This is a genomic window from Streptomyces sp. ActVer (genome assembly GCF_027270795.1).
GTDB classification, from domain to species: Bacteria; Actinomycetota; Actinomycetes; order Streptomycetales; family Streptomycetaceae; genus Streptomyces; species Streptomyces umbrinus_A.
Genome location: NZ_JAPWHT010000483.1, coordinates 1 through 7623 on the forward strand (window position 1 = coordinate 1; position 7623 = coordinate 7623).

Sequence of the window (7623 nt, forward strand, 5' to 3'; positions counted from 1 at the left end):
GCGGCTGTTGGGGGCGTCGAGGGGTGTCGGCGGCAGGGGTGGTGTGGGGGATGTGGGGGGTCACGCGGCTCTCTCTCACAGGCGGTCGGCGACCAGGACGGGACGCTCCGGCAGGCTCACGGTCACGGCGGTTCCCGCGCCCAGCGCGGCGGCCTCGTGGGTCGGCAGGTCGGCCTTCACCTCGGTGCCGTCGGCGAGCCGGACGGTGACGCGGGTGGCCGCGCCGAGGAAGGCGGAGGCGACGACGCGGGCATCCGAGGTGTCCTCGGCCGTCAGCCGTACCGCCTCCGGCCGTACGAGCACGTCCACCTCCGGCGAGGCGGGCGCCTCGCCGTCGACCGGCAGCCGCTGCCCGAGCACTTCGACCGTCCCGTCGGTCACCCGCCCCGGTATGCGGCTCATCGTGCCGACGAACTCGGCGACGAACGCGGTCGCGGGCCGACCGTACAACTCGGCCGGAGCCGCGCACTGTTCGAGCCGTCCGGCGCGCATCACGGCGACCCGGTCCGCCATCGACAACGCCTCCTCCTGATCGTGTGTCACGAACAGGGTGGTGATGCCGAGTTCCTGCTGGAGCCGGCGGATCTCCTCGCGCAGCGTGAGCCGTACCTTGGCGTCGAGCGCCGACAGCGGTTCGTCGAGGAGCAGGACGCGGGGCCGCAGGGCGAGCGCGCGGGCGAGCGCGACACGCTGCTGCTGACCGCCGGAGAGCTGGTGCGGGAAGTTCCCGCCCTTGTCGCCGAGGCCGACGAGTTCGAGCAACTCGGCCGCGCGCGCCTGCCGTTCGGTCGTACGCACCTTGCGCATCCGCAGCCCGAAGGCGACGTTGTCGAGCGCGCTGAGGTGCGGGAAGAGGCTGTACGACTGGAAGACCATCCCGGCGTCGCGGCGGTGGGCCGGGACGCGCGTGACGTCCTCGCCGTCGACCAACACCTCACCGGAGTCGGGGTGTTCGAACCCGGCGAGCATCCGCAGTGCGGTGGTCTTGCCGCAGCCGGACGGGCCGAGCAGGGCGAGGAGTTCACCGGGCCGTGCGGTCAGGTCGAGCCCGTCGAGGGCGACGGTCCGGCCGAACTCCCGGCGCAGGCCACGGAATTCGACGGTCGCGGCCGTCGTGGCCGCCTTCTCAAGCGTGGTTGCGGTCATGGTTCATCCCCGGGGAGCGGTACGGGAGCGGCCGCCGAACCCGGCGAGCGCGAGAAGGAGTGCCCACGTGACGAGCAGGCTGAGCACGGAGACGGCGACGGACAACTGGGCCTGCGAACCGCTGACGTTGACGATCCACACGGCGAACGGCTGGAAGCCGAGCAGCTGGGCGACGGTGAACTCGCCGAGCACCAGGGCCAGGGTGAGGAACGACGCGTTGAGCAGCGCCCCGCGCAGGTTCGGCAGCACGGCCCGTACGAGCGCCTGCGGCCAGCCCGCGCCGCAGCTGCGGGCCGCCTCGACGAGGGTGCGTACGTCCATCGCGCGCAGCCCGGCGTCCAGGGCCCGGTACACGAACGGCAGCGCCATCACGACGTACGCGAGGACGAGGACGAACGGGAAGTCGGGGTTCTGGATCGACACGAAGGTCTGGAACAGCGGGGTGCGGGAGAGGTGTTCGGGCCCCCACTTCAGGACCGTGCCGATCCCGGCGACGAACGCGATGGGCGGGACGACGAGCGGCAGCGAGCAGACGATCTCGACGACGGGCCGCAGCTTCGGCGCGCCGAGCCGCAGCGCGACCATGGCGGGCACCATCAGCAGCAGCACGATCGCGATGGTGGCGGCGGCCAGTTCCAGCGAGAGCAGCAGGCTGGAGACGAACCCGTCGGTGCCGAAGATCTGTGTGTACGCGTCGAAGGTGATGCCCTGCCCCGGCACGTCGACCGTGAAGACGACGGACGCGGCCAGCGGCACCAGGAAGTAGAGCGCGGCGCCGGCGAGGACGACCCCGCGCCAGGGACGTACGGACTGGTTCAGTTGTCGAGCCATCGCGCGCTCCGTCGTTGCAGGGGCAGGTACACGGCCATCACCAGGCCCGCGACGAGGACCATGTCGAGGCTGAGGGCGAGCGCCACGTTCTCCTGGCCGACCAGGACGTTGCCGGAGATGGCGTCGGCGATCTGGAGGGTGACCAGCGGGACCGAACTGCCCACCATGGCCGCGGCGGTGGCGTACGCGGCGAAGGCGCTGCCGAAGAGCAGCACGAATCCGCCGAGGAGGGAGGGCGCGAGGACGGGCAGGGCGATGTGCCGCCAGTACTGCACGGCGGTGGCCCCGTTGTTGCGCGCGGCCTCGCGCCACTGGACGCGCAGTCCGTCGAGGGCGGGGGTGATGGTGAGGACCATCAGCGGGATCAGGAAGTAGAGATAGACGATCACCAGACCCGAGAAGCTGTAGAGGCTCCAGCCCTTGTCGGCGAGGCCGAAATAGCGGGTCAGGACACCGGAGTTGCCGAGGGTGGCGACGAACGCGAAGGCCAGCGGGACGCCGCCGAAGTTGGCGAGCACCCCGGACGCGGTGAGCACGGCCTCGCGCAGCGCGCGGAAGCGGGAGGTCACGACGGCCTGGGCGACCAGCAGGCCGAACACCGTCGAGATGACCGCCGAGACGGCGGACAGCTTGACGCTGCCGAGCAGGGCGGTGAGGTACGCGCCCTTCAGCGAGGCGGTCAGATTCGCCGTGGTGTACGAAGTCGCCCCGGTGGCCGGGTCCTTGACGGTGAACGCGCCGTTCAGCATGGCAAGCGCGGGGATCCCGAAGGCGAGCGCCACGAAGGCGAGCAGCGGGACGACGGCGAGCCAGCCGGGCGCGTGGCGCCGCCGCTTCGGCGAAGCGACGGGCGCCACGTCCACACGGGTGAGGGTCGCGGTCATCCGGCGACGGCCTTGCCCCAGCCCTGGCCGAGCACGGTCTTGGCCTTGCTCTGCTGGGCCTCGGTCGGGAAGGAGGGCGTCCCGGAGACCTCGGGGAGCTTGGCGGCCGCGGTCTTGTCGAGCGTGCCGGCCTTCTCCATGGCGGTCATCAGGGCCGGGCGCGCGTATCCCTTGAGCCAGAGGTTCTGGCCCTCGGCGCTGTAGAGGTACTCCTGCCACAGGCGGGCGGCCGCCGGGTGCGGGGCGTCCTTGTTGATGGCCTGCGAGTAGTACTGGGAGAACTTGCCGTCGGACGGGACCGCGACCTTCCAGTCGAGCCCCTTCTTCTTGAACTCGTCTGCGTACCCCGCGTTGAGGTAGTCCCAGTCGATGCTGATCGGCGTCTCGCCCTTCTCGACCGTGGCGGGAGTCGACTCGACGGGCGTGTAGTTGCCGTTCTTCTTCAGCTTGGCGAAGAAGTCGAGGCCGGGCTGGATGTCGTCGAAGGAGCCGCCGCTCGCGAGGGAGGCCGCCCAGACGCCGCCGAAGGCCGAACCGGACTTGGTGGGGTTGCCGTTGAGCGCGACCTGCCCCTTGTACTGCGGCTTCAGCAGGTCCGCGAAGGTGGTCGGGCAGTTCTTCACGCGCTTGGCGTCGCAGCCGATGGAGATGTAGCCGCCGTAGTCGTTGAACCAGCGGCCCTTCGCGTCCTTCTGCCCCTCGGGGATGTCGGCGAAGCCCGCGACCTTGTAGGGCGCGAGGAGTCCCTGCTGGGCGGCGCTGAGCGCGAACGAACTGCCCAGGTCGAGGACGTCGGGCGCCCGGTCCTGCCCCTTCCTCGACGTCACGGCGTTGATCTCGTCCTGGCTGGCGCCGTCGGGGTTCTCGACCTCGACCTTGATGCCGTACTTCTTCTGGAAGCCGTCGATCAGGGCGCCGTAGTTGGCCCAGTCGCGGGGCAGCGCGATCGCCTGCAGCGTGCCCTCCTTCTTGGCCGCTTTCACGAGGGCGTCCATGCCGCCGAAGGCCTCGGCGGAGGTCGCGGTGGCGGCGCTCCTGCCGTCGGTGGTGGTGGACGCGTCGTCGGGGGCCGCGCCGCAGGCACTCAGGGCGAGTGCGGCGGCGCCGACGAAGACGGCTGTTCTGGGCAGGGACACGGTCACGTTCTTCTCCAGGGGGCGCGCAGGGATCACTCGAGACGCAGAGCTGGTCAGCAGAACTTGTCTGAACAAGTTGGCCCAAGTAGGCCCGCCATTGATGACCTGTTCGTAAACATTGTCGAAACCGTGACCCTTGATTTCACTGCCACTCGCCGGGCGCACGTGTCACCAGCGATCCTCGTCTAGGCTGATCAAGGGGTACACAACTGCGCACAGAGGGGGAGCATGGCGCCGCGACACGAGGAGATCGCCGAGGAACTCAGGCGGGCGATCGACCGCGAGGAGTACACGGTGGGCAGTCGACTGCCGGCCGAGACCGACCTCGCGTCCCGCTACGGCGTCTCCCGCGGTACCGTCCGCCAGGCCGTCGCCGCCCTGACCGCCGAGGGCCTCATCGGCTCCCGGCAGGGCGCCCGCCGCGTGGTCCTCGCGAGCCGCCGCAGCCAGTCCTTCGAGGAACTGCGCTCCTTCGCCCAGTGGGCCCGCGCGATGGGCCGCGAGGCGACGGGCCACGTGGTGTCGTCGCAGTACCGCCCGGCCACCCCCGAGGACTCCGTCCGCCTCCAACTGTCCACGGGCACCCCGGTGTTGCACGTCCTGCGCGTACGCGGCCTGGACGGCGACCCGGTCCTCCTGGAGCGCACGGTCTACGCGGCCTGGATCTCCCCCGCCGTCGAGTCCGTCGAACCCGACTGCCCCTCGGTCACCCAGCGCCTGTACGAGGACACCGGCCTCGTCTTCGCCTACGGAGAGCACGTCATCGACGCGGTAGCGGCCGGCGCCCAGGACGCCGAACTCCTCGACGTCCGCCGCACCAGCCCCCTCCTACGCGTCCGCCGCGTCACGACGACCCGCGAAGGCCGCCCGGTCGAATGGTCCGACGACCGCTACCGCCCGGACGCCATCACCTTCAGCGTCCACAACTCCATAGCCAACAACGCCTTGGCCCGCCAGTCGGGTCAGTCGGACTTCTGAGCCCGGCCCTTCAGGGGCGCGAGGAACTGCGCGACCAGCCCCCACCCACCCGCACGTGACTACGGACCGGGGGTCGCCCCTCCAGGGGCGCGGGGAACTGCGCAGTCTCTAGGGGCGCGGGGAACTGCGCAATCTTTTACGGGCGCGGGGAACTGCGCAATATTTTAGGGGCGCGGGGAACTGCGCGGCCGGCCACGGCACACTCGCAGCCACCCCCACCACCCCGCACACCCCCTACGTGGGCGACCCCGAAGAAAACCTCCGCAACAAAGGCGAAAGCACCAGCACGGACTTGGTCCGCTCCACGAACGGCTCCCCGGCAATCCGCTCAAGCACCCGCTCGAAATGCCGCATGTCAGAAGCGAAAACCTGCACCATCGCATCCGCCTCCCCCGTGACGGTGGACGCGGCCACAACCTCCTGATACCGCTCCAGCCCCCGCTGAATCGTCTCCGGCGACGTGTTCCGCCGGCAGTAGATCTCGACGAACCCCTCGGTCTCCCACCCGAGCGCGGCGGGGTCGACCCGAACGGTGAACCCGGTGATCGCCCCGGTCGCCCGCAACCGGTCCACCCGCCGTTTCACCGCGGGCGCGGACAGCCCCACCTCCTGCCCGATGTCGGCATAGGAGCGGCGGGCGTCCTCGGCGAGGGCGTGCACGATGCGTTCGTCGAGATCGTTCAGCACTGCGGGTGGATCACTTCTCTGGAGTGGCGAGACGGGAGCGGCGATAGCCGTAACTGAAGTAGAACACGAGCCCGACGGCCATCCAGACCCCGAAGACGACCCAGGTCACGGTGTCGAGGCTGCCCATCATCCACACGCAGAAGGCGAAGCCCAGCGCGGGCATCACCGGCGACAACGGCACCCGGAACGTACGGGGCATCTCGGGCCGCGTACGCCGCAGCACCACGACGGCCACATTGACCAGCGCGAAAGCGAAGAGCGTGCCGATGCTGGTCGCGTCCGCGAGCTGCCCGAGCGGAATCGCGGCGGCGAGGACACCGCAGAACAGGGACACGATGACTGTGTTGACGCGGGGCGTACCGGTCTTCGCGTGGACGCGCGAGAAGACCTTGGGCACGAGCCCGTCGCGGGACATGGCGAAGAGGATGCGGGTCTGCCCGTAGAGCACGGTCAGTACGACACTCGCGATGGCGATGACCGCTCCGGCCGCGAGCAGCGTGCCCCAGAAGGCGTCTCCGGTGACGTCCTTCATGATCCCGGCGAGCGCGGCCTCCGAGTCGGTGAAGCCCTGCCAGGGCTTCGCGCCGACGGCGACGGCCGCGACGAGCACGTACAGCGCGGTCACGATGATCAGGGAGAGCATGATCGCGCGCGGCAGGTCGCGCTGGGCGTTCTTGGCTTCCTCGCCCGCAGTGGAGGCCGCATCGAACCCGATGTACGAGAAGAAGAGGGTCGCTCCGGCGGCGCTGACGCCCGCCATGCCGAGCGGCATGAAGTTCTCGTAGTTGCCGGACCGGAAGCCCTGGATGCCGATCGCGCAGAACAGCAGCAGCGCGGCGATCTTCACGACGACCATGACGGTGTTGGCGCGCGCGGACTCGCGGGCGCCCCCGAGCAGGAACGCCATGGCGAGGAGTACGACGATGAGCGCGGGCAGGTTGAAGACTCCGCCGTCACCGGGCGGCGCCGAGAGCGCGTCCGGAATGGTGACGCCGATCGTGCCGTCGAGCAGCTCGTTCAGGTACTCGCCCCAGCCGACGGCGACGGCCGCGACGGAGACGCCGTACTCCAGGACCAGACACCAGCCGCAGATCCAGGCGATGAGCTCGCCCATGGTTGCGTACGCATACGAGTACGAGGACCCGGCGACCGGGATGGTGCCCGCCAGCTCGGCGTACGAGAGGGCGGAGAAGAGCGCCGTGAGGCCGGCGATCACGAAGGAGACGGTGACGGCCGGGCCCGCCTTGGGGACGGCCTCGCCGAGCACCACGAAGATGCCCGTGCCGAGCGTGGCGCCGATGCTGATCATCGTCAGCTGCCAGAGGCCGAGGGAGCGCCGCAGGCTGCCGCCCTCGCCCTGGCCACCCTCCGCGACCAGGCTCTCCACGGGCTTACGGCGCATCAGACGCGCGCCGGCTCCCGGGGGCTCGGGGGTGGGGTGACTGCGGGACTGTGGGGGTGCGCCGTGGTCGAGCACGCGGCTGGCTCCTTCATCGCTGCCGGTCAGGGCGGCGCGGCCCCACGGCAGTCCGAAGGAAGGGACCACCGTGCACGGGGTCCCCGCCACACTACGTTCAGCGCATGACTCTACGAGGACAGCCTTTCCAGCCGTAATGCAGCAACCTTGCGCGCCTCCGCAAGATCGTTGCGTTGATCGCGGGCAGGCGCGTGTTCGTTGCGCGGGGCCTTTCGACCGTTGCGCGGACCCGCCGTCGGGCCGGGCGCGGCCAGCCGTCCGGCCGCCGCCGAGGCCCTTCGCCCGACCGCCGCACAGGCCCGGGAGGCCGCTCGCGCCGGCCCTCCGCCCAGCCCCAGGGCCGACCCAGGCCACCCACGCAAGACGTCCCTCCACTCACCACCGGAACCCTCCACCGGACCGTCGCACAGACCCGAGAGGCCCTTCGCGCCTGCCCTCCGCCGGAACCACAGGGCAGCCCCGAGCCACCCGCTCAGGGCGCCCC

Annotated in this window: 7 protein-coding genes; 1 reads left to right on the forward strand and 6 read right to left on the reverse strand. The window is 70.5% G+C overall.

Features of this window, described 5'->3' with window-relative positions:
- Positions 1 to 75 precede the first annotated feature (75 nt).
- From O3Q52_RS44780 to O3Q52_RS44795, 4 genes are read right to left on the reverse strand one after another with little or no spacing between them, the layout of a single operon-like run.
- On the reverse strand, positions 76 to 1146 hold the full coding sequence (locus O3Q52_RS44780; RefSeq protein ID WP_269654261.1) for an ABC transporter ATP-binding protein: 1071 nt from the start codon (positions 1144 to 1146) through the stop codon (positions 76 to 78).
- 3 nt (positions 1147 to 1149) lie between these two features.
- Positions 1150 to 1977 (reverse strand): ABC transporter permease, encoded by an 828-nt coding sequence (locus O3Q52_RS44785; RefSeq protein WP_269654262.1) that lies wholly within the window; start codon positions 1975 to 1977, stop codon positions 1150 to 1152.
- The gene (locus tag O3Q52_RS44790; protein WP_269654263.1) at positions 1962 to 2861 is read right to left on the reverse strand and encodes an ABC transporter permease subunit; all 900 of its coding nucleotides are present in this window, start codon (positions 2859 to 2861) and stop codon (positions 1962 to 1964) included. The genes O3Q52_RS44785 and O3Q52_RS44790 overlap by 16 nt, the downstream gene beginning before the upstream one ends.
- Positions 2858 to 4003 (reverse strand): ABC transporter substrate-binding protein, encoded by a 1146-nt coding sequence (locus O3Q52_RS44795; protein WP_269654264.1) that lies wholly within the window; start codon positions 4001 to 4003, stop codon positions 2858 to 2860. The genes O3Q52_RS44790 and O3Q52_RS44795 overlap by 4 nt, the downstream gene beginning before the upstream one ends.
- A 222-nt stretch (positions 4004 to 4225) precedes the next feature.
- Between O3Q52_RS44795 and O3Q52_RS44800 the strand changes: the two genes are divergently transcribed.
- A complete protein-coding gene (locus tag O3Q52_RS44800; RefSeq protein ID WP_269654265.1) occupies positions 4226 to 4975 on the forward strand; it encodes a GntR family transcriptional regulator in 750 nt (249 codons plus the stop codon).
- 234 nt (positions 4976 to 5209) lie between these two features.
- Here O3Q52_RS44800 and O3Q52_RS44805 read toward each other — a convergent pair whose 3' ends face one another.
- Both O3Q52_RS44805 and O3Q52_RS44810 read right to left on the reverse strand, forming a co-directional pair.
- Complete coding sequence (locus O3Q52_RS44805) at positions 5210 to 5662, reverse strand: Lrp/AsnC family transcriptional regulator (protein WP_055618648.1); 453 nt, start codon at positions 5660 to 5662, stop codon at positions 5210 to 5212.
- A 10-nt stretch (positions 5663 to 5672) separates the two neighbouring features.
- Positions 5673 to 7139 (reverse strand): amino acid permease, encoded by a 1467-nt coding sequence (locus O3Q52_RS44810; protein WP_143635331.1) that lies wholly within the window; start codon positions 7137 to 7139, stop codon positions 5673 to 5675.
- Positions 7140 to 7623: the final 484 nt, after the last annotated feature.